At 58.3% G+C, this 23,133-nt stretch carries 20 protein-coding genes and 1 pseudogene; 17 read left to right on the forward strand and 4 right to left on the reverse strand.

The window, feature by feature from the left end; genetic code table 11:
* Position 1 precedes the first annotated feature (1 nt).
* Positions 2–1,414 (forward strand): TolC family protein, encoded by a 1,413-nt coding sequence (locus tag M6F29_RS01645; RefSeq protein WP_298156876.1) that lies wholly within the window; start codon positions 2–4, stop codon positions 1,412–1,414.
* Positions 1,415–1,447: 33 nt separating this feature from the next.
* Here the strand turns inward: M6F29_RS01645 and trhP are convergent, their stop codons facing one another.
* Genes trhP through ubiG form a run of 3 tightly spaced genes read right to left on the reverse strand, consistent with a single transcriptional unit; the run spans position 1,448 to position 4,173 of the window.
* Positions 1,448–2,779, reverse strand: a complete 1,332-nt coding sequence (gene trhP, locus M6F29_RS01650; protein WP_298156878.1) for a prephenate-dependent tRNA uridine(34) hydroxylase TrhP — start codon at positions 2,777–2,779, stop codon at positions 1,448–1,450.
* 3 nt (positions 2,780–2,782) lie between these two features.
* On the reverse strand, positions 2,783–3,478 hold the full coding sequence (locus M6F29_RS01655) for an HAD family hydrolase (RefSeq protein ID WP_524537695.1): 696 nt from the start codon (positions 3,476–3,478) through the stop codon (positions 2,783–2,785).
* Positions 3,457–4,173 (reverse strand): bifunctional 2-polyprenyl-6-hydroxyphenol methylase/3-demethylubiquinol 3-O-methyltransferase UbiG, encoded by a 717-nt coding sequence (gene ubiG, locus M6F29_RS01660; RefSeq protein ID WP_298156883.1) that lies wholly within the window; start codon positions 4,171–4,173, stop codon positions 3,457–3,459. Before ubiG ends, M6F29_RS01655 begins: the two co-directional genes overlap by 22 nt.
* Positions 4,174–4,270: 97 nt before the next feature.
* Between ubiG and gyrA the strand changes: the two genes are divergently transcribed.
* From gyrA to cysM, 16 genes and pseudogenes are all read left to right on the forward strand, one after another.
* Positions 4,271–6,823 carry a DNA gyrase subunit A gene (gene gyrA, locus M6F29_RS01665; protein WP_298156886.1) on the forward strand — a complete coding sequence of 851 codons (2,553 nt, stop codon included), beginning with the start codon at positions 4,271–4,273 and terminating at the stop codon, positions 6,821–6,823.
* 4 nt (positions 6,824–6,827) lie between these two features.
* A complete protein-coding gene (serC, locus tag M6F29_RS01670) occupies positions 6,828–7,907 on the forward strand; it encodes a 3-phosphoserine/phosphohydroxythreonine transaminase (RefSeq protein ID WP_298156888.1) in 1,080 nt (359 codons plus the stop codon).
* Positions 7,900–8,985 (forward strand): prephenate dehydratase, encoded by a 1,086-nt coding sequence (pheA, locus tag M6F29_RS01675; RefSeq protein ID WP_298156891.1) that lies wholly within the window; start codon positions 7,900–7,902, stop codon positions 8,983–8,985. Before serC ends, pheA begins: the two co-directional genes overlap by 8 nt.
* A gap of 5 nt (positions 8,986–8,990) precedes the next feature.
* The gene (hisC, locus tag M6F29_RS01680) at positions 8,991–10,112 is read left to right on the forward strand and encodes a histidinol-phosphate transaminase (RefSeq protein ID WP_524537697.1); all 1,122 of its coding nucleotides are present in this window, start codon (positions 8,991–8,993) and stop codon (positions 10,110–10,112) included.
* Between the two features lie 8 nt (positions 10,113–10,120).
* Positions 10,121–12,318, forward strand: a pseudogene (locus M6F29_RS12220) (bifunctional prephenate dehydrogenase/3-phosphoshikimate 1-carboxyvinyltransferase).
* Complete coding sequence (gene cmk, locus M6F29_RS01695) at positions 12,315–12,977, forward strand: (d)CMP kinase (RefSeq protein WP_298156900.1); 663 nt, start codon at positions 12,315–12,317, stop codon at positions 12,975–12,977. Before M6F29_RS12220 ends, cmk begins: the two are co-directional and overlap by 4 nt.
* A gap of 132 nt (positions 12,978–13,109) precedes the next feature.
* Positions 13,110–14,816, forward strand: a complete 1,707-nt coding sequence (gene rpsA, locus M6F29_RS01700; RefSeq protein ID WP_297481005.1) for a 30S ribosomal protein S1 — start codon at positions 13,110–13,112, stop codon at positions 14,814–14,816.
* A gap of 13 nt (positions 14,817–14,829) precedes the next feature.
* Positions 14,830–15,135, forward strand: coding sequence for an integration host factor subunit beta (locus tag M6F29_RS01705; protein WP_297454615.1), 306 nt, complete (start codon positions 14,830–14,832; stop codon positions 15,133–15,135).
* A 109-nt stretch (positions 15,136–15,244) separates the two neighbouring features.
* Complete coding sequence (locus M6F29_RS01710) at positions 15,245–15,526, forward strand: LapA family protein (RefSeq protein WP_297454617.1); 282 nt, start codon at positions 15,245–15,247, stop codon at positions 15,524–15,526.
* A gap of 45 nt (positions 15,527–15,571) precedes the next feature.
* Positions 15,572–16,756, forward strand: coding sequence for a lipopolysaccharide assembly protein LapB (gene lapB, locus M6F29_RS01715; RefSeq protein ID WP_298156903.1), 1,185 nt, complete (start codon positions 15,572–15,574; stop codon positions 16,754–16,756).
* Positions 16,757–16,771: 15 nt separating this feature from the next.
* Complete coding sequence (pyrF, locus tag M6F29_RS01720) at positions 16,772–17,479, forward strand: orotidine-5'-phosphate decarboxylase (protein ID WP_298156905.1); 708 nt, start codon at positions 16,772–16,774, stop codon at positions 17,477–17,479.
* Positions 17,476–18,798 carry a UDP-glucose dehydrogenase family protein gene (locus M6F29_RS01725; protein WP_298156907.1) on the forward strand — a complete coding sequence of 441 codons (1,323 nt, stop codon included), beginning with the start codon at positions 17,476–17,478 and terminating at the stop codon, positions 18,796–18,798. Before pyrF ends, M6F29_RS01725 begins: the two co-directional genes overlap by 4 nt.
* Positions 18,799–19,743, forward strand: a complete 945-nt coding sequence (gene rfaE1 / locus M6F29_RS01730; protein WP_298156910.1) for a D-glycero-beta-D-manno-heptose-7-phosphate kinase — start codon at positions 18,799–18,801, stop codon at positions 19,741–19,743. It begins immediately after the preceding gene.
* Positions 19,737–20,738, forward strand: a complete 1,002-nt coding sequence (gene rfaD, locus M6F29_RS01735) for an ADP-glyceromanno-heptose 6-epimerase (RefSeq protein WP_298156912.1) — start codon at positions 19,737–19,739, stop codon at positions 20,736–20,738. The genes rfaE1 and rfaD overlap by 7 nt, the downstream gene beginning before the upstream one ends.
* Positions 20,739–20,787: 49 nt before the next feature.
* Entirely contained in the window at positions 20,788–21,117 is a 330-nt protein-coding gene (locus M6F29_RS01740; protein ID WP_298156915.1) for a ComEA family DNA-binding protein, read from the forward strand.
* Between the two features lie 52 nt (positions 21,118–21,169).
* Entirely contained in the window at positions 21,170–22,060 is an 891-nt protein-coding gene (gene cysM / locus M6F29_RS01745; RefSeq protein ID WP_297485348.1) for a cysteine synthase CysM, read from the forward strand.
* Between the two features lie 79 nt (positions 22,061–22,139).
* On the opposite strand, the gene M6F29_RS01750 is transcribed toward cysM, so the two are convergent.
* On the reverse strand, positions 22,140–23,123 hold the full coding sequence (locus tag M6F29_RS01750; protein WP_297454641.1) for a malate dehydrogenase: 984 nt from the start codon (positions 23,121–23,123) through the stop codon (positions 22,140–22,142).
* Positions 23,124–23,133: the final 10 nt, after the last annotated feature.

A 23,133-nucleotide genomic window follows, 5' to 3' on the forward strand; every position in this document is an offset into this window, starting at 1 on the left:
CATGAACCCTACGATCCGGCAGCGATTCCTGGGACGATCATGGCTGGTTCTATGGGGGGTATTGTTCCCTCCCTGGAGCGAGGCCAATGATCTTCTCAATGTGTGGCAGGCGGCTCAGCAACATGATCTGGCGTATCAGGCGGCGGCGGCGGGACATCAGGCGGGGGCAACCCAAAAAGACCAGGCCAGCGCACTTTGGCATCCCACTTTGCAAGCCAGCGGGACAGAGGGGCGAATGTCCAGTCAAAGTCAGATCCAGGGCGCCCAATTCAGTGCGCCCGGATTTTTCCCTGCCACCAATAATGCCAACTTCAACACTTCCATCAATGGGGGATTATTGCAGCGCTGGTCCGTACAGGGTCGTCAGCCGCTGATCAGTGGGGATCGACTGGCACAGGGACGGGAACTGGACCTCAAAAGTCAGGTTGCGGAACTGGAATGGGCCAATGCACGTCAGGACCTGATCCTGAGAACCGTGCAGCGGTATTTCGAGGTGGTTTTGGCGCAGGAGACCCTGCGCGTTGCACGTCAGCAAGCTTTGGCCGTGGAACGAGCCCTGGCCGAGGTTCAGCGCAAATTTGAACTGGGCGATGTGCCGGTGACGGATACCCATGAAGCCCTGGCGCGACGGGAAGCCATGAAAGCACAGGTATTGGCCGCCGAGGCGAATTTGCAGATGAAACAACAGGCCCTGGGTGACATGACCGGCATGAATCCGGAAGAATTGATCCTGGCCGTTCCCTACAGCGGTGCGTTACCCACGGCGGGCGCCTCGCTGGATGAGTGGCTCGCGGATGCTTCCAATCATAACCTGCAATGGCAGGAAAAATCTCTGCAGGTCGATATTGCCCGCCAGGAGGCCAAACGGTATGGCGCGTTGTCTTCCTCCTCGGTGGATCTGGTCGGAGAAGTGGACAGCGACCATTTGACTGGAAGTGGCAACTACGGTTCTGCCAGCAATACCCTGCGTACCTCTCTGGTGGGCGTGCAGGTGACCATTCCGTTGTACAGCGGGGGGATGCGCAGTGCCCATCAGGACGAAAAACTCTATTTGGTCCGTCAGGTACAGGCACAAGCGGAGCAGGTCCACCAACTGGTCCTGCTCAGTACCCGGGAAGCCTGGCTGGGCGTCACTACCGGGACGCAAAGGGCGGAAGCCCTGGCGCATGCCATGACGGCCAGTGACGACCGGGTCAACTCCACCCATTTGGGGCAACAGGTGGGTGATCGGAGCACTCTGGATCTGCTCAATGCCCAAAGCGAGGCCGCTTCCACCCGCCTGGCCTGGTTACAGGCCAGGGTCGACGTGCTCATCAACCGTCTGCGTTTGTCGGCCTTGGGCGGGCATCTGGAAGACAGCGATTTGCAAGGGGTCAACGCATTGTTGACCCAGGCGCCGCCTGATTCAAGGTAATTGGCTTGAAAATCGGGAAATTCCGCAGGATCCTCAGGAAGGACCTGGATCGTTTCCCGCGGGGGAAACCCCTTCTTCCAGGTAGCGAGCCAAAAAGGCTCCTTCGTAGCCGGCAGGGAGGGGAAGGCAGACCGTATGTCCACTCCCGGGTGCGACTGTCTGAGGCCTGCGTTCGGAGGAATGTAATTCGGTGACGGGGATATCGAGATTACCGGAAGGGTGGATGATTTCCAGACGATCGCCGACGGAAAAACGGTTGCGGACCGTGATTCGTGCCCATCCGTCCTCTTCGTAACCGATCACGTCTCCTACATACAGACTGCGTTCGGACTCCGAATGGCCGCGCAGGTAGTTCTGGTAGGTCTGGTCGGGGTGCCGTTCATAGAACCCCGCTGTGTAGCCCCGATTGGCCAAACCTTCCAGTTGACGCAGAAGGCCGGGGTCGAGATCGCGTCCCGCCACCGCATCATCGATGGCCTGACGGTAGGTCTGGCAGGTGCGGGCGACATAGTAGGGGGATTTCGTGCGTCCCTCGATTTTGAAGGAATTCACGCCGATCGCCGTCAACTTGGCCACATGTTCCAGAGCACGAAGATCCTTGGAGTTGAGAATATAGGTCCCATGCTCGTCTTCTTCGATGGGCATGAGTTGACCGGGGCGTTCGGCTTCTTCGAGATAGAATTCCCGGGGGGCAACGGAGGGCTGGCAGGCCTGTTCCGGCGTTTCGGACTCTCCCGGTTTCAGGGAATAATTCCAGCGGCAGGAATTGGTACAGGTGCCCTGATTGGGGTCGCGGTGGTTGAAATAGCCCGACAGCAGGCAGCGTCCGGAGTAAGCGATGCACAGGGCCCCATGAATGAAGACCTCCAGTTCCATGTCCGGGCACGCCTGGCGGATCTCGGCGATTTCATCCAGGGATAGTTCGCGGGACAGGATGATGCGCTGGATCCCCACGGAGGCCCAGAAACGGACGCTGGCGTAATTGACGGTGTTGGCCTGGACCGACAGATGGATGGGTTGCTCGGGCCAATGTTCGCGGACCATCAGCATCAGACCGGGGTCGGACATGATCAGCGCATCGGGTTGCAGGGCGATGACCGGGGTCATATCGGCGATGAAGGTGCGGATCTTGGCGTTGTGCGGAATCAGATTGCTGACCAGATAGAATTTTTTTCCCGCGCGGTGGACTCGACGAATGCCCTCTGCCAGATTCTCTTCCTTGCCAAAGTCGTTGTTGCGGACGCGTAGGCTGTAACGGGGTTGGCCTGCGTAGACGGCATCCGCGCCAAAATCGAGGGCGGTCTGCAGCATGGTGAGAGAACCGCAAGGAGCCAGCAGTTCCGGGGAGGGTGAGGGGGCGGTCATGGGCTATGCTCGACGAGAGAAATCAATGGGTGGGAGCAGATCCAGCACTTCTGCGGGGTGCTGGAGATGGGCGCAGGCAGGCCATTCTTCGATGGGGCAAGACCCCGGAGCCAAGTATCCCCAGCCGGCAATCACCCCGCCCATGCCTGCCGCCTGGGCTGCGTTCATGTCGCGTTCATCGTCTCCGACATAGATGAGGTGTGCAGGCTCCAGTTGGAGCCGACGAGCTGCCGCGAACAGAGGGTCGGGCCAGGGTTTGGGATGCGCGCAGGTATCTCCGCTGATGAGACAGCCATGACTGGGGAACAGGCCCAACTGGCTGGTCAGCGGTTGAGTGAAACGTGCGACCTTGTTGGTGACGATGCCCCAGGGCACGTGCCGTTTTTCCAGCGTCTGGAGGAGGGCGGGAATAGGGTCGAAGAGTCGGCTTTCCCGGGCGAGTCGGGCTTCGTACAAGGCCAGGAATTCATCCCGTAATTCTTCGTAGAAGAGGTCTCCGGGTTGAATGTCGAATCCCGCCTGCAGGAGGCCGCGCGCGCCCTGCGAGACATAGCGGCGATAATGCGCCGGACTCAGGGGCGTGCGCTGATAGCGCAGGCACAGTTCATTGAGTGCACCGCCCAGATCCGGGGCCGAATCCACCAGGGTTCCATCCAGATCGAACAGAACCCCCTGGATCAGAGGGACGCTTGACAACACATCAAGTAGTTGACATCAGGGCCGGATCCCAAACGGTACTGACGAGTCATCGGATGATAGTGAACACCTTCGATTTCCCGGACTTCCAGACCGGCCTGGCGCGCCCAACGCGACAGTTCGGAAGGTTTGATGAACCGTCCATATTCGTGAGTTCCACGCGGCAGCAAGCGCAGCAGGTACTCGGCGCCCAGAATGGCGAAGAGGTAGGATTTGAGGTTGCGGTTGAGGGTGGAAAAAAAGACGAACCCCCCGGGTTTGACCAGTTGGGCACAGCCCCGTATGACACTGGCCGGGTCAGGCACATGTTCGAGCATTTCCATGCAGGTGACCACGTCATAAGATCGGACCTCCCGTTGGGCCAGGGTTTCCACCGCGATGGCTTCGTAGGTAAGTGCTATATCGTGTTCCAGCGCATGGAGCCGGGCGACGCCCAGGGGCTTCTCGGCCAGATCGATGCCATGAACCCGTGCGCCCAGACGGGCCATGGATTCGCTCAGGATTCCGCCGCCGCACCCCACGTCCAGCACCCGCTTGTTCGAGAGCGACACCCACTTTCCGATCCACGCCAGACGGTGGGGGTTGAGATCGTGAAGCGGCTTGAACTCGCTTTCCGGATCCCACCAGCGGTGGGCCAGTTGGCTGAATTTGGCAAGTTCTGCCGGGTCGTGGTTGGCGTGGGTGGAAAGGGTCGTCATGGCGGTATTATAAGGCAATCCTGAACCCGATGGGTTATGGTAACATTGAGGGAGTTCGTTGCTGCCCTTTCCATTTTTCCTAGCCTGAACCTTCCCCATGACTGCCTTCGCCAAAGAAACCCTACCTGTCACCCTTGAAGATGAAATGCGTCGTTCCTACCTGGAATACGCTATGAGCGTGATTGTCGGACGGGCTCTGCCGGATGTGCGGGACGGCCTGAAGCCCGTGCATCGGCGCGTACTCTTTGCCATGCATGAATTGTCCAACGATTACAACAAGCCCTATAAAAAATCGGCCCGTATCGTCGGGGACGTGATCGGTAAGTACCACCCCCATGGAGATACTGCGGTCTATGATGCCATCGTGCGCATGGCCCAGGAATTTTCCCTGCGTTATCCGCTCATCGATGGACAGGGAAACTTCGGATCCGTGGATGGAGATAATCCGGCGGCCATGCGTTACACGGAAATCCGCATGGCGCGGATGACCCATGAATTACTGGCGGACATCGATCGTGAAACCGTCGATTTTGGCCCCAATTACGACGGGTCGGAACATGAACCCCTGATTCTGCCTGCCCGTTTTCCCAACCTCCTGGTCAACGGTTCGTCAGGCATCGCGGTGGGTATGGCGACCAATATCCCGCCTCATAACCTCAGGGAGGTGATTCAGGCCTGTCTGGTATTGCTGGCTAATCCTGCCGTCGATATCGAGGATCTGATCGAATTGGTTCCTGCGCCGGATTTTCCGACACGAGCGATCATTTACGGGACGGCCTCGATTCGGCAAGGTTACCTGACCGGGCGCGGACGCGTGCTGATGCGGGCGCGCACCCATGTGGAAGATCTGGAGAGGGGAGGGCGTCAGGCCCTGATCGTGGATGAACTGCCCTATCAGGTCAACAAGGCCAACCTGATCGTGAAAATTGCCGAGTTGGTGCGGGAAAAACGGATAGAAGGGATTTCCGATCTGCGCGACGAATCGGATAAGTCCGGGATGCGGGTGGTCCTCGAACTCAAACGGGGCGAAGTGCCGGAAGTGGTGCTGAACAACCTGTACAAGATGACGTCGCTCCAGGAGTCCTTCGGAATGAACATGGTCGCCCTGGTGGACAACCAGCCGCGCCTGCTCAATCTCAAGCAGTTCCTGGAAGCTTTTTTGCGTCATCGGCGCGAAGTGGTCACGCGTCGTACTTTCTTTGATCTGGGCAAGGCCCGGGATCGGGCGCATATTCTGGAAGGTCTGGCCGTGGCCCTGTCCAACGTGGACGAGATCGTTGCCCTGATTCGTGCTGCCGCTTCCCGTGTGGAAGCCAAGGTGGCTTTGATGGCCCGTCTCTGGCCTTCGGGCCTGGTCCAGGAGATGCTGGCCCGTTCTCCGGAAAATGCATCCCGCCCTGCGGGCATTGGAGAGGAATTTGGCTGGGCCGAGGCGGGTTATCGTTTGTCCGAACTGCAGGCGGTGGCCATTCTCGAGATGCAATTACAGCGCCTGACCGGTCTGGAGCAGGACAAGATTCGTGATGAATATCGCGAGATCATGGACCGGATCGTGGACTTGCTCGACATTCTGGCGAATCCTGAACGCATTACACGCATCATTGCCGAGGAACTGGAGGTCATCCGGACGACCTTCGGGGATGAAAGACGCAGTGAAATCGTGGTCAATGCCGAAGACATCGACATCGAGGATCTGATCACGCCTGAAGAGCGGGTCGTGACCCTGACTCATGGCGGGTATATCAAGTCCCAGCCGGTTGCGGATTATCGTGCGCAGCGGCGAGGCGGGCGGGGGAAACAGGCCACGACCACCAAGGAAGACGATTTCATCGAGCGACTTTTTGTGGCCAACACCCACGACCACATACTCTGTTTCTCGACGCGCGGGCGCGTCTACTGGCTTAGGGTCTACCAGGTTCCTGTGGGGAACCGGACCAGCCGTGGCAAGCCCATCGTGAACCTGCTGCCGCTGGAGGCGGACGAAAAGATCACGGCGGTCCTGCCCGTCAAAACTTTTGACGCGGAACATTATGTATTCATGGCCACCTCCTTTGGGACCGTCAAGAAAACCTCGCTCAGCGACTTTTCCCGTCCCCGGACGGCAGGAATCATCGCCCTTGATCTGGACGCCGAAGATTATCTGGTGGGGGTCGCCATCACGGATGGTCAGCACGATGTGATGCTGTTCTCCGATGAAGGAAAAGCCATTCGTTTTGCGGAGAGCGACGTTCGTCCCATGGGACGTAATGCCCATGGGGTACGCGGCATGCGCCTGCCGGAAGGGAAACGCATCATCGCCCTGCTGGTGGCCGAACATGAGCGGCAGTCCGTCTTGACGGCTACCGAGAACGGCTTTGGAAAACGCACCTCCGTCCTGGAATACACCCGACATGGACGAGGCGGGCAGGGCATCATTGCGATCCAGACTTCCGCCCGCAATGGCAAGGTCGTCAGTGCCGCCCTGGTCGATCCGGAAGAAGAATTGATGCTGATCACGACAGGGGGGGTATTGATCCGGACGCGGGTACAGGAGATCCGAGAAATGGGGCGAGCGACGCAGGGCGTTACCCTGATTGCTCTGGATGAAGGTGAAAAATTGGTCTGTCTGACCCGTGCGGATGAATCGTCTTCAGACGAAACGTTGGACTGAGGTCATGAGGGCATATAATTTTTCAGCGGGCCCTGCCACGCTTCCCACGGAGGTATTGACTCAGGTTCAGGAGGAGTTGCTGGACTGGCGTGGCAAAGGGGTGTCGGTAATGGAACTCAGTCACCGCGGGCCGGAGTTCATGGAAATTCTGGCAACGGCGGAACAGGATCTGCGTTCCTTGCTGTCCATTCCGGACCATTACCGGGTCATTTTCTGTCAGGAAGGGGCGAGTGCCCATTGGGACATGATTCCGCTCAACCTGCTGCAGGGACGTTCCCGGGCGGATTATATTGAAACGGGCTACTGGTCCTATCGCGCCATTGAAGAGGGGCGGCGCTACTGTCAGGTCAACATCGCCGCTTCCAATCGCAGGGATAAATTTTGCGCCCTGCCCGCCCTCGGTGAGTGGCGTCTGGATCCTGGGGCGGCCTATGTTCACTACTGTTCCAATGAAACCATCGATGGTCTGGAATTCAACTGGATTCCGGATGTGGGCAAGGTCCCTCTGGTGGTGGACATGTCGTCCCACTTTTTGTCCCGGCCGGTGCCCGTGGAGCGGTTCGGGATGATTTATGCCGGAGCCCAGAAGAATATCGGCCCCGCTGGCTTGAGTCTGGTCATCATTCGGGATGATTTGTTGCGTTCCCCTGCACCAGGGACCCCGTTTTTGATGGATTACCATGCCCAGGTTCTGGCCAATTCCATGCTCAACACGCCGCCCACCTTTACCATCTGGGTCGCGAGCCTGGTGTTTCAATGGATCAAACGCCAGGGCGGATTGGCGGTCATGGACCGGCAGGCCCGACAAAAATCGGAATTGCTTTATGCGGCACTGGATCGGAGCGATTTTTACCGAACCACCGTCAAACGTGAGGATCGTTCGCGGATGAACATACCGTTTCATTTGCGGGATCCTGTGTTGGACGAGGTTTTTCTGCGCGAAGCCGAGAGCCGGCATCTGCTCCAACTGCGGGGTCATCGCATGTTGGGAGGAATGCGTGCTTCGATTTATAATGCCATGCCGGTGGCAGGGGTGCATGCCCTGGTGGATTTCCTCGAGGAGTTCGAGCGACACTATGGATGATACGGCTCAGCGTCTTAAAACGTTGCGACAGATGATCGATGAAATCGATGACCAGATCCTGTCCCTGTTGAATCAGCGTGCCCAGGCAGCCGGTCAGATCGGCCACCTGAAGACCGGCGTGCTCTATCGTCCCGAGCGGGAAGCCCAGATCCTGCAGCGTCTGATGGATGCCAACAGTGGGCCCTTGCCCGGGGCTTCGGTGGTTTTTTTGTTCCGGGAAATCATGTCGGCCTGTCTGGCCTATGAACGTCCCGTCAGCGTGGCTTGCCTGGGGCCGCAGGGAAGTTTTTCGGAAGCCGCCGTGGTGCGCCATTTCGGTCATGCGGCGCAGCGTCATCACTGTGACTCCCTGGGGGATATCTTTCGGGTCGTGGAAGCGGGTGAAACGGACTTTGCAGTGGTTCCCGTGGAAAATTCCACCGAGGGTACGGTAGGAATCATTCTTGACCAGATGGTGGATACCCCTCTGCAGGCGTGTGGCGAAGTCATGTTGCCGATTCATCACCAGTTGCTGGTGCGCGACGCATCCCTTCAGTTGAGTGAAATCACACAGGTCTATTCCCACAGCCAATCCCTGGCACAATGCCATCACTGGCTGGATGCCCACTTGCCCAGAGCCCAGCGCATTCCCGTGACCAGTAACAGTGAGGCTGCCCGTCTGGTGGGGAACAGTTCCGAGCCGTGGGCGGCGGTTGCCGGTGATCTGGCTGCGGAACCCTATGGGTTGTATCCGGCGGCGCGACATATCGAAGACCAGCCGGACAATACGACCCGCTTTCTGGTGTTTGGGCATTTGGTGGCACAACCCTCGGGAAGAGACAAAACCTCTTTGGTGGTGGGCGTGGAAAACCGTCCCGGGGCCATTCATGCATTGCTCACGCCTTTGGCGGAGGAGGGGGTCAGCATGTCGCGTCTCGAGTCTCGTCCGGCCCGCACCCACCTTTGGTCCTACGTTTTCTATATTGACCTCGAGGGGCACCAGAGCGAAGAGCAGGTGGCCCGTGTCCTTCGGGAAATCAAAAAAAATTCCATTTTTGTCAAAGTGTTGGGATCTTATCCTGCGACGGTGTCGATATGAAGGAATTGAGTTATTGCGATCTGGTGGCGGACCATGTGCGTCATCTGGCTCCCTACCAACCCGGTAAACCCATGGCGGAACTGGAACGGGAATTGGGTTTGACTTCCATCATCAAACTGGCCTCCAACGAAAATCCTCTGGGCCCCAGCCCCCACGCCCTCGAGGCCATCGCTGCGCTGAAAGGGGAATTGGCGCTCTATCCTGATGGCAATGGCTTCGAACTCAAAAATGCCTTGAGTGCGCACTACGCCATCGATCTTGACCATTTCGTTCTGGGTAACGGGTCCAACGATATCCTGGATCTGGTGGCACGCACCTTTCTCGGGCCGGGCACCTCGGCGGTTTATGCCCAATATGGATTTGCCGTTTATCCCATTGCAACCCAGACCATGGGGGCACGGGGCATCGAGGTCCCCGCGCTCCAGTTCGGACATGACCTGCCAGCCATGATTCGGGCCATTGCTCCAGATACCCGGGTCCTGTTCATCGCCAATCCCAACAATCCTACGGGCACCTTCCTGCCCGGCGATGACCTCCGGGCCGGATTGCGCCAGATTCCGTCCGAAGTCGTGGTGGTACTCGACGAAGCCTATACCGAATATTTGTCGGAAGATCAGCGCTACGATCCGGTCGCTTGGTTGGATGAATTTCCGAACCTGCTGGTCTGCCGAACATTTTCTAAGGCCTATGGATTGGCTGGACTGAGAGTGGGCTTCGGGATGGGACATCCCCAATTGATCGCCCTGCTCAACCGGATACGCCAACCTTTCAATGTGTCTGTGCCGGGTTTGCGCGCTGCCAGCGCGGCGTTGGGGGACCGGGAATTTCTGGAACGCACACGGGCCCTGAATGCGCAGGGGCGACGCTTTCTGGAAACCGCCTTTGACTCTCTTGGGTTGTCCTGCCTGCCTTCTTTTGGCAATTTCATGACGGTGGCGGTGGGACAGGGCAGAAAAATCTATGACCAGTTGCTCCGGCAGGGGGTCATCGTTCGCCCCTTGGATGCCTACGGGTTACCCCACCATTTGCGCGTGAGCATCGGCACACAATCCGAGAACCGGCGTTTCGTCGACGCGCTCGCACAATCACTGGCTGTCCGGACTCCGGTCTCGGCCGTGGTCGTGTGAGCGTGGACATGGTCTCCAAAACTCCCCGGCGTCTGGCCATTCTCGGGGTTGGACTGATGGGCGGCTCCTTTGCCCTGGCCCTGCGTCAGGTAGCCCCGCACATGCATATTGCCGGTTACGATCGGGATGAGGTGAATCTGGCGGCCGCCCGAGAATTGGGCGTGATCGATCAGGGCAGCATGGACCTGGCGAGCGTGGTTCGGGAAGCGGACATGGTGCTGATGGCGGTACCGGTGGGGCAGATGCCGGAACTGTTCGAACTCATGGCGCCCCACCTCAATCCGGTGGCCGTGGTGACGGATGTGGGCAGCACCAAAGCCAGTCTGGTGGAAGCTGCACGGAGATCCCTGGGACCGGCCGTGGTCAGGTTCGTTCCGGGGCACCCCATTGCGGGGGCGGAATTGAGTGGCGTACGCGCCGCTCAGGAAGGGCTGTTTCAAGGTCGCACCGTGGTTCTGACACCGCTCGAGGAAACCCTGCCCCATCCCCTGGCCTGGGTGCGGTCCTGCTGGGAAGCGTGCGGTGCCCGGGTGGAATGTCAAACCGTGGCCCGGCATGATGAAATTTTTGGGATCGTCAGCCATTTGCCGCATCTGTTGAGTTATGCGCTCGTTTACGAGATTGCCCGGCGTCCAGATGCGGCCACCCTGTTTCGCTTCGCCGCCAGCGGATTTCGCGACTTTACCCGGATCGCGGGCAGTAATGCGGAAATGTGGCGTGACATCAGCCTGGCCAATCGGGAGGTTCTCAAGGAGGAATTGTCCCATTATCGGGATCAACTCGACCAACTCATGGCATGGCTGGACACCTCAAATGGTGCGGCCCTGGAGGATTTCATGCAACAGGCCCGTACGGCACGACGACAATGGCAGGAAGGATCATGAACGAGGTGAACGGTACCATGCAGGTTTATCATGCTGCGCCTGGGGGGAAGTTGACGGGAACGATTCAGGTTCCGGGCGACAAGTCCATTTCGCACCGAAGCATCATGCTGGGTGCTTTGGCCGAAGGGGTCACGGAGGTCACGGGGTTTCTGGAAGGGGAGGATGCTCTGGCGACCATGAACGTCTTTCGTGCGCTGGGTGTGCGGATCGAAGGACCGGAACAGGGAAAGGTCACCATTCACGGGGTGGGGCTGCATGGCCTCAAGGCTCCCGCCACGGCCCTGGATTGCGGCAATTCGGGCACCTCCATGCGACTTCTGGCGGGCTTGCTGGCTGCCCAGCCCTTTGATTGCACTTTGACGGGGGATGCCAGTCTGAGCCAGCGTCCCATGGCGCGGGTGGCGGATCCGCTGCGTTTGATGGGCGCACGGCTGGATACAGCGGCCGGAGGGCGCCCTCCCCTGAAAATCCACGGGACCCCGGAACTGCACGGTTTGACCTATACACTTCCCATGGCCAGTGCCCAGGTCAAATCAGCCTTGCTTCTGGCAGGTCTGTACGCTCAGGGTGAAACGGTGGTTACCGAGCCCGAGGTCACCCGTGACCATACGGAACGCATGTTCGAAGGTTTCGGGGTGCCCGTCCGACGGGAGGGGCGGACCGTTCGTGTGACGGGCGGCCATGCGTTGCATGCCACGCCCATTGAAGTGCCCGGGGACATTTCTTCGGCTGCCTTCTTTCTGGTGGGGGCTTGCATTGCCCCGGGGTCTGATCTTCGTTTGCAGGGTGTGGGGGTGAATCCTACCCGGACAGGGGTCCTTGATATCCTGCGTCTGATGGGGGCGAATCTGGAGGTCGAGCGTACCTGGATTGCGGGTGGCGAGCCCCTGGCAGATGTGCGGGTGCGTGCCGCCCCCTTGCGGGGTATCACCATTCCTCTCGAACTGGTTCCCCTGGCCATCGATGAATTTCCTGCGTTGTTCATCGCAGCGGCCTGTGCCGAGGGGCGCACTCTATTGAGGGGAGCCGCTGAATTACGGGTCAAGGAAAGCGATCGCATTCAGGTCATGGCAGAGGGCCTGAAGGCATTGGGGGTTTCCGCAGAAGTTCTGCCCGATGGTTTGGTCATCGAAGGGGGGCAAGGGTTTGGGGGGGGCACGGTGGAGAGCCGCGGGGATCATCGGATCGCCATGAGTTTCGCCATGGCGGCATTGCGTGCCGAAGGACCCATCGAAATCCGGGATTGTGCCAATGTGGCGACTTCCTTTCCTGGTTTCGTATCCCTGGCGTGCGCGGTGGGACTGAATCTGACCGCCTCATGATTCCCGTCATCACGATCGATGGACCTTCCGCCTCAGGGAAGGGGACCGTTGCCCAATGCGTGGCCCAACAACTGGGCTTCCACTATCTGGACAGCGGTGCCTTGTACCGGCTGACGGCATTGGCGGCTGCACGTCAGGGATTGGCGGGCGCAAGCGAAGAAGTTGTGGGTCGGCTGGCTGCCCAACTGCCGGTGGCGTTCGTCGGAAACGACATTTACCTGGCAGGGGACGTGGTGACCGAGGCGATCCGAACGGAAGAGTGTGGCCGCCTGGCTTCCCGGCTTTCAGCCTTTCCGGCGGTACGGTCTGCCTTGCTGGAACGACAGCGGGACTTTTTGTGTTTGCCCGGACTGGTTGCCGATGGGCGGGATATGGGGTCTGTGGTATTTCCCCAGGCCTTGCTCAAGGTTTTTTTGACGGCAACGCCGGAAGTACGCGCCCAACGACGATTTAACCAGTTGATCAGTAAAGGAGTTGATGTCATAATGGCGGACGTTGTGCGTGATTTGCGGGACCGTGATGAACGGGATCGCACGCGGGCAGTGGCGCCTCTGGACCCCGCGGGGGCCCTGACTCTCGATACATCAGCGTTAAGTATCGATCAGGCGGTGGCGCAAATTCTGGCCTGGTATTCTGTGAATGCCCGGCATGAGGGGTAGTCGTACAAAGGGTTTTCTTTTCCACGGCGGGTGTTCCGCGCTTCCGGAAAGTGGAGAGGTTGTACGGCTACAAATCCAAATATAAACCCTACGGATGCGGTAGGCTGATCTCAAGGTCCAATGAACATGAACATGACGTCCCAAGTGGAATCCTCCGAAAGTTTTGCCAGTCTCTTTGAAGAAAGTCTGACACACCAGGAAATGCGTTCCGGTGAAGTCATCACGGCTGAAGTGGTGAGCATCGATGCCAATACCGTGGTGGTCAATGCCGGTTTGAAGTCGGAAAGTTTGATCCCCATTGAAGAATTCAAGAATGACCGAGGTGAACTGGAAGTTCAGGTCGGTGATTTCGTCAAGGTCGCCATCGACGCCCTCGAAGACGGTTATGGATCCACTCGCCTCTCCCGCGAGAAGGCCAAACGACTGGCAGCCTGGCTCGATCTCGATGACGCTCTGGCACAAGGCGCCCTGGTTTCGGGGATGGTGACGGGCAAGGTCAAGGGCGGGTTGACGGTGATGGTGAATGGCATTCGTGCCTTTCTGCCAGGATCCCTGGTGGATATTCGTCCCGTCAAGGACACCACCCCTTATGAAGGCAAGGAGATGGAATTCAAGGTCATCAAACTTGACCGTAAACGCAACAATGTGGTGGTTTCCCGCCGTGCCGTGATGGAAGCCTCGCAAGGCGCCGATCGTCAAAGTTTGCTGGATACCCTGAAAGAAGGGTCCATCGTGCGCGGTCTGGTGAAAAACATCACCGACTACGGCGCGTTTGTGGACCTGGGGGGGATCGATGGGTTGCTGCACATCACTGATCTGGCCTGGCGGCGCGTCAAGCATCCTTCCGAGGTGTTGGCGGTGGGAGATGAAGTCGAGGCCAAAGTCCTCAAGTTCGATCAGGAAAAGAACCGGGTTTCCCTGGGACTCAAGCAACTGGGTGAAGACCCCTGGGTTGGCCTGAGCCGTCGTTATCCTGAACGTACCCGTCTGTTTGGGAAGGTAACCAACCTGACCGATTATGGTGCTTTCGTTGAAATCGAACAAGGGATCGAAGGGTTGGTGCACGTATCCGAAATGGACTGGACCAACAAGAATGTTCATCCATCCAAGGTGGTTCAACTGGGCGATGAAGTCGAAGTCATGATTCTGGAAATCGATGAAGAACGCCGGCGGATTTCCCTGGGCATGAAGCAATGTCGTGCCAATCCCTGGGAAGACTTTGCCATGAACCACAACAAGAATGATCGGGTTCGTGGGCAAATCAAGTCGATTACCGATTTTGGCGTGTTCATCGGCTTGCCGGGTGGCATCGATGGACTGGTCCATCTCTCCGACCTGTCCTGGAACCAAACCGGGGAAGAGGCCGTTCATAACTACCGCAAGGGTGATGAAGTCGAAGCCATGGTTTTGTCCATCGACGTGGATCGCGAAAGAATATCTCTTGGAATCAAGCAGTTGTCCGGTGATCCTTTCGGTAATTTCTCAGCATCCAATGACAAGGGAACCCTGGTCAAGGGCAAGGTCAAATCGGTGGATGCCAAGGGTGCCGTGATCGATCTCGGCGACGAGATCGAAGGGTATCTGCGGGCTTCCGAAGTCTCCCGTGAACGGGTGGAAGATCTGCGCAGTCTGCTCAGCGAGGGAGACAGCGTAGAGGCCGTGATTCTCAATGTGGACCGCAAGAATCGTTCCATCAACCTGTCCATCAAGGCGCGTGATGCCGTGGAAGAAAACGCGGCTCTGCAGCGCTTGGCATCAGAAAGCCCGGTCAATGCGGGGACCACCAGTCTGGGTGCCCTGCTGAAGGCCAAATTGTCCAACCCGGACAACGCAAACTGAGGGACGGGACGATATGACCAAATCGGAACTGATCGATCTGCTGGCCAGTCACTATCCACAATTGGTGGCCCGGGACGCGGAGATGGCGGTGAAGACCCTGCTGGACTCCATGGGTCAATGTTTGATGGAAGGGCAGCGTATCGAGATTCGTGGGTTTGGCAGTTTTGGTTTGAATCATCGTCCCGCTCGTCAGGGCAGGAACCCAAAAACCGGAGAAAAGGTGCACGTTCCAGAAAAGTTTGTGCCCCATTTCAAACCGGGCAAGGAATTGCGTGACCGGGTCGATCTCACGGCAAGCACCAAACCAGTGGGTGATTGAGCGCAGAAATCGGACGGTCGTTCCGGCATGTCTGCAAGGCATCGAAGGCGGGGTGAGGGTTAAAATCTTCCATCCCGCTTTTTTTTGGGCTGAAGAAGGGGTGTGAACCATGAACACGTTACGCTGGCTGATCAGAATATTTCTGTTTGTATTGCTCCTGGGGTTTTGCCTCAAGAACATCACGCCTGTGACGGTGAATTTCCTGTTCGGTTTGCAGTGGCATGCCCCCTTGATCATTGTCTTGTTTCTGGCGGTATGCGGCGGGGCTTTGCTGGGATTATTGGCCACGACTCGGGTCTGGTGGCGCTTGCGGCGTGAGCTGGCTCGCTTGCGCCGTTCGGGTTCCTCGACGGAGGGGATTCCACTGCCTTCCGAGCCTCCCCGGGACTGAAGAGCCCTATCGGTTTCCATTCAAAAAAGGTATCATCACCCCCCTATGGATTTTCAAGTTTACTGGTTACTCGCGCTCCCGGTTTTTTTCGGTTTGGGTTGGCTTGCCGCCCGCGTCGATATTCGCCATTTGCTCACCGAGTCGCGGGCATTGCCAGCCTCCTATTTCAAGGGGCTCAACCTGTTGCTCAACGAGCAGCCGGACAAGGCGATTGAATCCTTTATCGAAGTGGCACGAGCGGAGCAACAGACCGTCGAGTTGCAATTTGCGTTGGGGGGGCTGTTTCGCCGGCGCGGTGAAGTGGATCGTGCAACGCGGATGCATCAGAATCTGGTGGAACGTACAGACCTCGGCCCCCAGCAACGGACGGAAGCACTCTATGAACTGGCACTGGATTTTCTCAAGGCGGGGTTGCTGGATCGGGCAGAGCCTTTGTTCGAGAAACTGAAAGACTCCGACTATGAAGAACCAGCACTGCATCATCTGTTGGACATCCACGTCACGGAAAAAGACTGGACCCGGGCCATTCAGGTGGCGCGGGTTCTGGAGCAGAAAACCGGGGAAGACCGACGCGGGGACATGGCCAACTTTTATTGCGAATTGGCGATCCTGGCGCATACCCGCTCCCAGTTCGAGGAAGCCCAGGATTTTCTGAGACAAGCCCTGGAAACGCAGCGCAACTGTGTACGCGCTTATGTGCTGTGGGGGGAATGGGCCTTCAAGGTGGGACAGATCGAGGAAGCTTGTACCCAGTGGCAGGAATTGGAGCAAAGGAACCCGGATTATCTGTTCCTGGTGGCGCGCCCCCTGAGTGACGCATTGCGTCAACTGGGACGGGTCAACGAGGCCGTGACTTTGATGCAGGGATGGATGGAACGTTATCCCAATCTCGACCTGCTGAGCCTGGCGTTTCAGTTGACCCTGGAAGTTCGCGGGGTGGAAGAGGCCTTGCGTCTGGTGCGTGCGGAATTGGAACGTCGCCCCACGCTGGGAAATCTGGACCGCTTTCTGGAGGCCCAATTGGTGGGTGTGGCGCCCGAATTGCGGGCCGAGGTTCAACGCATGCGTGATATCGTGCATGGACATTATGAGCGGCTCGCGTTCTACCAATGCCGCCACTGCGGATTCAAGGCCCGCACCTTCCATTGGCATTGCCCCGCCTGCGGTAACTGGGACTCCTATCCGCCCCGCCGTCAGGTCGAAACCGAAGGCGGCGCTGCCCCCCGTTAATCCAAGGACAATGGTATGAATTCTCCCCTGATTCTGGCGCTGGACTTCTCCACGGAACGCGAGGTCTGGACCCTGGTGGATCAACTGGAGCCCGGGATTTGCCGGCTCAAGGTGGGCAAGGAATTATTTACGGCCTGCGGCCCATCCCTGGTGCGTGCCCTGGTCGCACGGGGGTTCGATGTTTTTCTGGACCTCAAGTATCACGATATTCCCCATACGGTGGCCCAGGCCTGTCGGGCTGCTGCAGATCTGGGGGTGTGGATGGTGGATGTCCATGCCAGTGGGGGAGGGGCCATGCTGGAAGCGGCAAGGCACGCTCTCGAACCTTATCCCCGCCGCCCTCTGTTGATTGCCATCACGATCCTGACCAGTCTTCAGGACGACGATCTGGTGGCATTGGGATTCGGTTGCCCTGTGACCGAGGCCGTGCAACGCCTGGCCCGCTTGGCGGAGGTCCACGGTCTGGATGGCGTGGTCTGTTCGGCTCGGGAAGCGCCTCTTCTGCGTTCTCAGGTCGCTGCTTCCTTTCGCCTGGTTACCCCGGGCATTCGATTGCCTGAGGACGAGCGAGACGATCAGAAACGGGTGGTTACCCCTGTCAAGGCGCTGCAGGATGGCTCTGATTATCTGGTGGTCGGTCGTTCCATTACCCGCAGCGAGGATCCCATGAAGGCCTTGGCACAATTCAATTCCCTGATTTCAGGGGCAAGGAGCACAGTATGAAAATTTCCGTGATCGGCACAGGATACGTGGGATTGGTCAGTGGCGCGTGTCTGGCCGAGATGGGGAATCATGTCCTGTGTCTGGACGTGGATCCGCGCAAGATCGAGATTTTGCGTGCGGGCAGCATTCCCATCTACGAACCTGGCCTGGAAGTCATGGTTCAACGCAATGTGGCGGCAGGGCGGTTATCCTTCACGACGGATGTCCGGAAAAGCGTGGAATATGGATTGATTCAGTTCATTGCCGTGGGCACCCCGCCGGATGAAGATGGTTCGGCAGATCTTTCCCACGTGGTGGCGGCTGCCCGCACCATCGGTCAATACATGAATGGTCGCAAAGTCGTGGTGGATAAGTCCACGGTGCCGGTTGGCACGGCAGAAAAGGTCAGCACCGCCATTGCGGAGGAGTTGGGCCGGCGCGGCGTGGAGATTCCCTATTGCGTGGTTTCCAATCCGGAATTCCTCAAGGAAGGGGCTGCAGTGGAAGATTTCATGCGCCCCGACCGGATTGTGGTGGGGGCCGATGATGCCTTTGGTATCGAGACCATGCGCGCGCTTTACGCCCCCTTCCAGCGCAATCATGACAAATTGATCCTGATGGATGTCAAATCCGCCGAATTGACCAAATATGCGGCCAATGCCATGCTGGCCACGCGTATTTCCTTCATGAACGAACTGGCCCTGCTGGCCGAGCGTCTGGGTGCGGACATTGAGCGGGTCCGCCAGGGAATAGGCTCTGATCCGCGCATTGGTTACCAGTTTCTCTATCCGGGCTGCGGTTACGGGGGCTCCTGTTTTCCCAAGGATGTGCAGGCGCTGCAACGGACGGCCACGGAAAATGGTCTGGACCTGCGCATCCTGGAAGCGGTGGAAACCGTCAACGAGCGTCAGAAAGCGGTGTTGCTGGACAAGATCGAGGCCCATTTCGGGGAAGATCTGGAAGGAAAATGCTTTGCCCTGTGGGGACTGGCCTTCAAACCCAATACCGACGACATGCGGGAAGCGCCTGCGCGGGTCCTGATCGAGGGACTGCTGCAGCGGGGGGCGACCCTGCGGGCCTTCGATCCGGTAGCCATGGAAGAAGCCCGTCATATTTTCGGGCAGCGTGCGGGCCTGTCCTTTGTGGAGAGCGCTGAAGAGGCCGTGGAAGGGGCCGATGCGCTGGTGGTGGTAACGGAATGGCAGGTTTTTCGCAGTCCGGACTTCGAGTACATGGCTCGATCTTTGCGTGCCCAGGTCATTTTTGATGGACGCAACCTGTACGAGCCTCATCTGGTCAGGGCAGCGGGTCTTACCTATCATGGTATCGGGAGGTTGTGAATGCGTCCCTTCCCCTCCTTTCATGAGCTTTCCCAGCGGCGGGTCCTGGTGGTGGGGGATGTCATGCTGGACCGCTACTGGTTTGGAGAGGTCAACCGCATTTCTCCCGAAGCCCCTGTTCCTGTGGTGTTGGTGGAAAAAGCCGAAGAACGCCCCGGCGGCGCGGCCAACGTGGCGCGGGGCGTGGCCGCTCTGGGTGCCCAGTGTGAATTGCTCGCGGTGACCGGAGAAGATGAGGCCGCCCAGCATCTGGAAGCATTGCTGGCACAGGAGGGGGTGGTTTCCCGCCTGCATCGCGATCCTTCCATTGCCACCACGGTCAAGCTGCGCGTCATGGGGCGTCAGCAGCAGTTATTGCGCATCGACTTTGAAACGTTGCCGCGCCAGGAAACCCTGCTCAATAAGTTGACGGATTTTGGAGACTGTCTCAAACGAGCCGATGTGGTCATTCTGTCGGATTATGGAAAGGGCGCCCTGAAACACGTGGCTTCCATGATCAACCAATGCCGAAAAGCGGGAAAACCGGTACTGGTGGATCCCAAAGGAGAAAATTATCGGCATTATCGCGGGGCGACCTTGCTGACCCCCAACCGCACCGAGTTTCGCCAGGTGGCCGGGCCCTGGCACGATGACCAGCAACTGGCCGAAAAAGCACAGACCTTGCGTACGGAACTGGAGTTGGACGCGCTTCTGGTGACCCGCAGCGAGGAAGGGATGACCCTCTATCAGGCTCAGGGGGTGACCCATGAACCCACGGTGGCACGGGAAGTGTATGACGTCAGTGGGGCAGGAGATACGGTGATTGCCACTCTGGGCGTACTGACCGCCCAGGGCATGTCCCTGCCGATGGCCGTGCGTTGGGCCAATCGGGCAGCGGGGATTGCGGTATCCAAGTTGGGTACCGCGGTCGTTACTCATCATGAACTGGAGAATATGTCATGGTAATGGTCATCACCGGCGCAGCCGGTTTCATTGGATCCAATCTGGTCAAGGCACTCAATCAGCGCGGTGAGACATCGATCCTTGCGGTGGACAATCTGGAGACGCCGGGGAAATTCCTCAATCTGGCGGATTGCATCGTGGCCGATTACATGGACAAACGAGAATTCATCGAGCAGGTGGAAGCCGATGCGCTGGATTTCGAGATCGAAGCAGTGCTGCATCAGGGGGCCTGTTCGGATACGATGGAGCATGATGGCCGGTATATGATGGACAATAACTTCCGTTTCTCCCGGTCGCTCTTCCATTTTTGTCAGGCGCGCGAGATTCCCCTGATCTATGCCTCCTCGGCTGCCGTGTATGGCGATAGCACAGTTTTTCGTGAACATCCGGCCTGTGAACGACCCCTCAATGTCTATGGTTATTCGAAATTGGCGTTCGACCAGTTTCTGCGCCCCTATCTGGCCCGTGATGAGTTGAACGCCCCTTGCGTTGGCCTGCGTTATTTCAACGTGTACGGGGACCGCGAGCAACATAAGGAACGCATGGCTTCGGTGGCGTACCATTTCTTTCATCAATACCGCGCCCACGGACGCATCCAGCTGTTCGAAGGATGCGATGGCTATGCCCATGGGGAACAACGGCGCGATTTCATTTCGGTGGAGGACGTGGTTCGCGTCAATCTGTGGCTGCTGGATCATCCCGAAGTCTCGGGGATATTCAATGTGGGCACAGGGCGCAGTCGTCCTTTCAACCAGGTGGCTGTGGCGACCATCAATGCCTTGCGCCAGAATGAACCGGCGTTGACCCTGGAGGAGATGATCGGGCAGAAACTCATCGAATATATTGCGTTTCCCGATGCATTGAAGGGTAAATACCAAAGTTACACTGAAGCAGACATGAGCCAACTTCGCAATGTGGGCTATCACGCGCCTTTTCTCGATGTGGATGAAGGCGTTGCCCGATACATGGCCGCCTTGAAGGGACGTTACCCGGCGTGACGGGAAAGCGGTTCAGGTCTCCCGTATTCCATCCCAAAGGAGAACTGCCGTGCAACCGAAAATACGACTCTTTCGCCTTTTCCCCACCCTGCTTTGGGTGTTTTTTCTGTGGACGTCAGGGGGGGTTGCCTGGGCTCTGGTGGACCTCAATTCCGCCAGCGAAACTCAACTTCGGACGGTCAAGGGCATCGGGCATACCCGTGCCCAGGCTATTCTGACCTGGCGCGCCCATAACGGCGCCTTTCACTCCGCCGCCGATCTGCGCAAGGTGAAAGGATTCGGGGAAAAAACCATCGCCAAGGTGGGGCCCCATCTCTCCATTCAGGGACAACCGCTGATGAGGGCACCCAAACAGGGTCCGATGGCCGCTCACCCCTAGTTTTCAAGGCAGCAGTATAATGGACCCTTTACGCATCAAGGTGGCGAGGGTCATGGACGAGAAAACCATTGAATCTTGTATCGGAGAGACCCCTCTGGTTCGATTGCAACGCCTCCCAGGGCTGACCCGGAACCGGGTGTATGCCAAGGTGGAGGGCAATAATCCGGCGGGCTCAGTCAAGGACCGTCCAGCCCTGTCCATGATCCGTCATGCCGAGGAACGTGGACAGATCAAGCCGGGGGATACCCTGATCGAAGCCACCAGTGGTAACACGGGCATTGCCCTGGCGTTTGCCGCCTCCTTGCGCGGCTATCGCATGATTTTGATCATGCCGGAACAACTCAGTATCGAACGACGACAGACCATGCGTGCCCTGGGTGCTGAAATCCTGCTGGTCCCCAAGTCGGGGGGGATGGAGGCGGCGCGCGATCTGGCAGAACAGATGGCCAGGGCAGGCGAGGGAGTCATTCTCGATCAGTTCAATAATCCCGACAATCCCCGGGCCCATTATGAAACCACCGGACCGGAAATCTGGCGCGATACGCAGGGGACGATTACCCACTTCGTGGCAACCATGGGGACCACAGGGACGATCATGGGGGTTTCCCGTTACCTCAAGGAACAGAATCCCCGGATTCAGATCATCGGCGTGCAGCCGGCGGATGGCGCCAACGTTCCGGGAATCCGGAAATGGCCGGAAAACTATTTGCCGAGGATTTACGAGCCCCAGCGCGTCGATCGCATTCTGGAAGTCACTCAGAAGGATGCGGAAGAGACCATGCGCCACCTGGCACGGGAAGAAGGCATTTTTGCAGGGGTTTCCTCGGGCGGTGGGTGCTGGGGCGCCCTGCAGATTTGCCGGGAAGTGGAGGATGCTGTCATCGTTCACATCGTCTGTGATCGGGGAGACCGGTATCTGTCTACCGGAGTGTACGCCGCCTGATCCAAAAAGAACGGGGGCCCGGTTGTTGTTGTAGGGTCCCCCGTTGATCCCCCTCCTCGGTGTAGCAACGGCGAAATGTCTAGTCCAGCAGCGCGGTAACCGCTTCCTTCTCGCTGCTCAGTTCCCGGCAGGTTTCCTGTATCAGGGACTTGCTCCGGGGGCTGAGTTCAATCCCCTGAACGATTTCATAGCGCCCTTCACGGCAAGTGACGGGCATGCCGCACATCAGCCCTTCTGGAATGCCATAACTGCCATCGGAGAGAACGCCCATGGTGACCCAGTCATCTGCGGGCGTTCCCCGAATCCAGTCGCGCATGTGACTGAGCGCAGCATTGGCTGCAGAGGCTGCAGAGGACAGTCCGCGCGCCTCGATAACCGCTGCGCCCCTCTTCTGGATGGTGGGGACGAAGATCTGCTCGACCCACTGAGGGTCCTGAAAAATATCGGTCAGGGGCGAACCGTTGACAAGAACCTGAGAGACGTCAGGGAATTGGGTGGTCGAGTGATTGCCCCAGACGGTCATCCGGTGCAGGTCGTGAACCGGGTGACCGATTCTGAGCGCCAGTTGGGTCAGGGCCCGGTTATGGTCGAGGCGCATCATGCTGGTGAAATTGTGCGGATCGAGGTCATGGGCATGGTGACAGGCAATCAAGCCATTGGTGTTGGCGGGATTTCCCACCACGAGGACCTTGACCGTGCGCTGGGCAACCTCGCTCAGGGCTTTTCCCTGGGCCTTGAAAATCCCCCCGTTGATCTCCAGAAGATCCCGTCGTTCCATTCCTTTGGAACGGGGACGACTGCCGATCAGAAAGGCGATATCACAGTCCCGGAAAGCCACCCTGGGGTCCGTGCTGGCAGACATGTCCGACAGCAGGGGAAAGGCGCAATCCTCCAGTTCCATGAGAACTCCCTTCATGACCTGTTCGGCCGCAGGGATGTCGAGCAAGTTCAGGATCACGGGTTGGTCCGGACCCAACAAATCCCCGCAGGCGATCCGGAATAGCAGGCTGTAACAAATTTGCCCACCGGCTCCGGTAATGGCAATGCGAAGGGGTTTTTTCATAGAAGGCTCC

The sequence above is a fragment of the Ferrovum sp. genome, assembly GCF_027317285.1.
Lineage (GTDB): Bacteria > Pseudomonadota > Gammaproteobacteria > Burkholderiales > Ferrovaceae > Ferrovum.

What these genes read in the sequence shown, in the direction of transcription:
- M6F29_RS01710 (WP_297454617.1), top strand. Translation starts at nt 15,245, where the DNA reads ATGAACACGTTACGCTGGCTGATCAGAATATTTCTGTTTGTATTGCTC.
- M6F29_RS01705 (WP_297454615.1), top strand. Translation starts at nt 14,830, where the DNA reads ATGACCAAATCGGAACTGATCGATCTGCTGGCCAGTCACTATCCACAA.
- gyrA (WP_298156886.1), top strand. Translation starts at nt 4,271, where the DNA reads ATGACTGCCTTCGCCAAAGAAACCCTACCTGTCACCCTTGAAGATGAA.
- rpsA (WP_297481005.1), top strand. Translation starts at nt 13,110, where the DNA reads ATGACGTCCCAAGTGGAATCCTCCGAAAGTTTTGCCAGTCTCTTTGAA.
- pyrF (WP_298156905.1), top strand. Translation starts at nt 16,772, where the DNA reads ATGAATTCTCCCCTGATTCTGGCGCTGGACTTCTCCACGGAACGCGAG.
- M6F29_RS01645 (WP_298156876.1), top strand. Translation starts at nt 2, where the DNA reads ATGAACCCTACGATCCGGCAGCGATTCCTGGGACGATCATGGCTGGTT.
- M6F29_RS01725 (WP_298156907.1), top strand. Translation starts at nt 17,476, where the DNA reads ATGAAAATTTCCGTGATCGGCACAGGATACGTGGGATTGGTCAGTGGC.
- trhP (WP_298156878.1), bottom strand. Translation starts at nt 2,779, where the DNA reads ATGACCGCCCCCTCACCCTCCCCGGAACTGCTGGCTCCTTGCGGTTCT.
- rfaE1 (WP_298156910.1), top strand. Translation starts at nt 18,799, where the DNA reads ATGCGTCCCTTCCCCTCCTTTCATGAGCTTTCCCAGCGGCGGGTCCTG.
- cmk (WP_298156900.1), top strand. Translation starts at nt 12,315, where the DNA reads ATGATTCCCGTCATCACGATCGATGGACCTTCCGCCTCAGGGAAGGGG.
- rfaD (WP_298156912.1), top strand. Translation starts at nt 19,737, where the DNA reads ATGGTAATGGTCATCACCGGCGCAGCCGGTTTCATTGGATCCAATCTG.
- serC (WP_298156888.1), top strand. Translation starts at nt 6,828, where the DNA reads ATGAGGGCATATAATTTTTCAGCGGGCCCTGCCACGCTTCCCACGGAG.
- M6F29_RS01750 (WP_297454641.1), bottom strand. Translation starts at nt 23,123, where the DNA reads ATGAAAAAACCCCTTCGCATTGCCATTACCGGAGCCGGTGGGCAAATT.
- ubiG (WP_298156883.1), bottom strand. Translation starts at nt 4,173, where the DNA reads ATGACGACCCTTTCCACCCACGCCAACCACGACCCGGCAGAACTTGCC.
- cysM (WP_297485348.1), top strand. Translation starts at nt 21,170, where the DNA reads ATGGACGAGAAAACCATTGAATCTTGTATCGGAGAGACCCCTCTGGTT.
- pheA (WP_298156891.1), top strand. Translation starts at nt 7,900, where the DNA reads ATGGATGATACGGCTCAGCGTCTTAAAACGTTGCGACAGATGATCGAT.
- lapB (WP_298156903.1), top strand. Translation starts at nt 15,572, where the DNA reads ATGGATTTTCAAGTTTACTGGTTACTCGCGCTCCCGGTTTTTTTCGGT.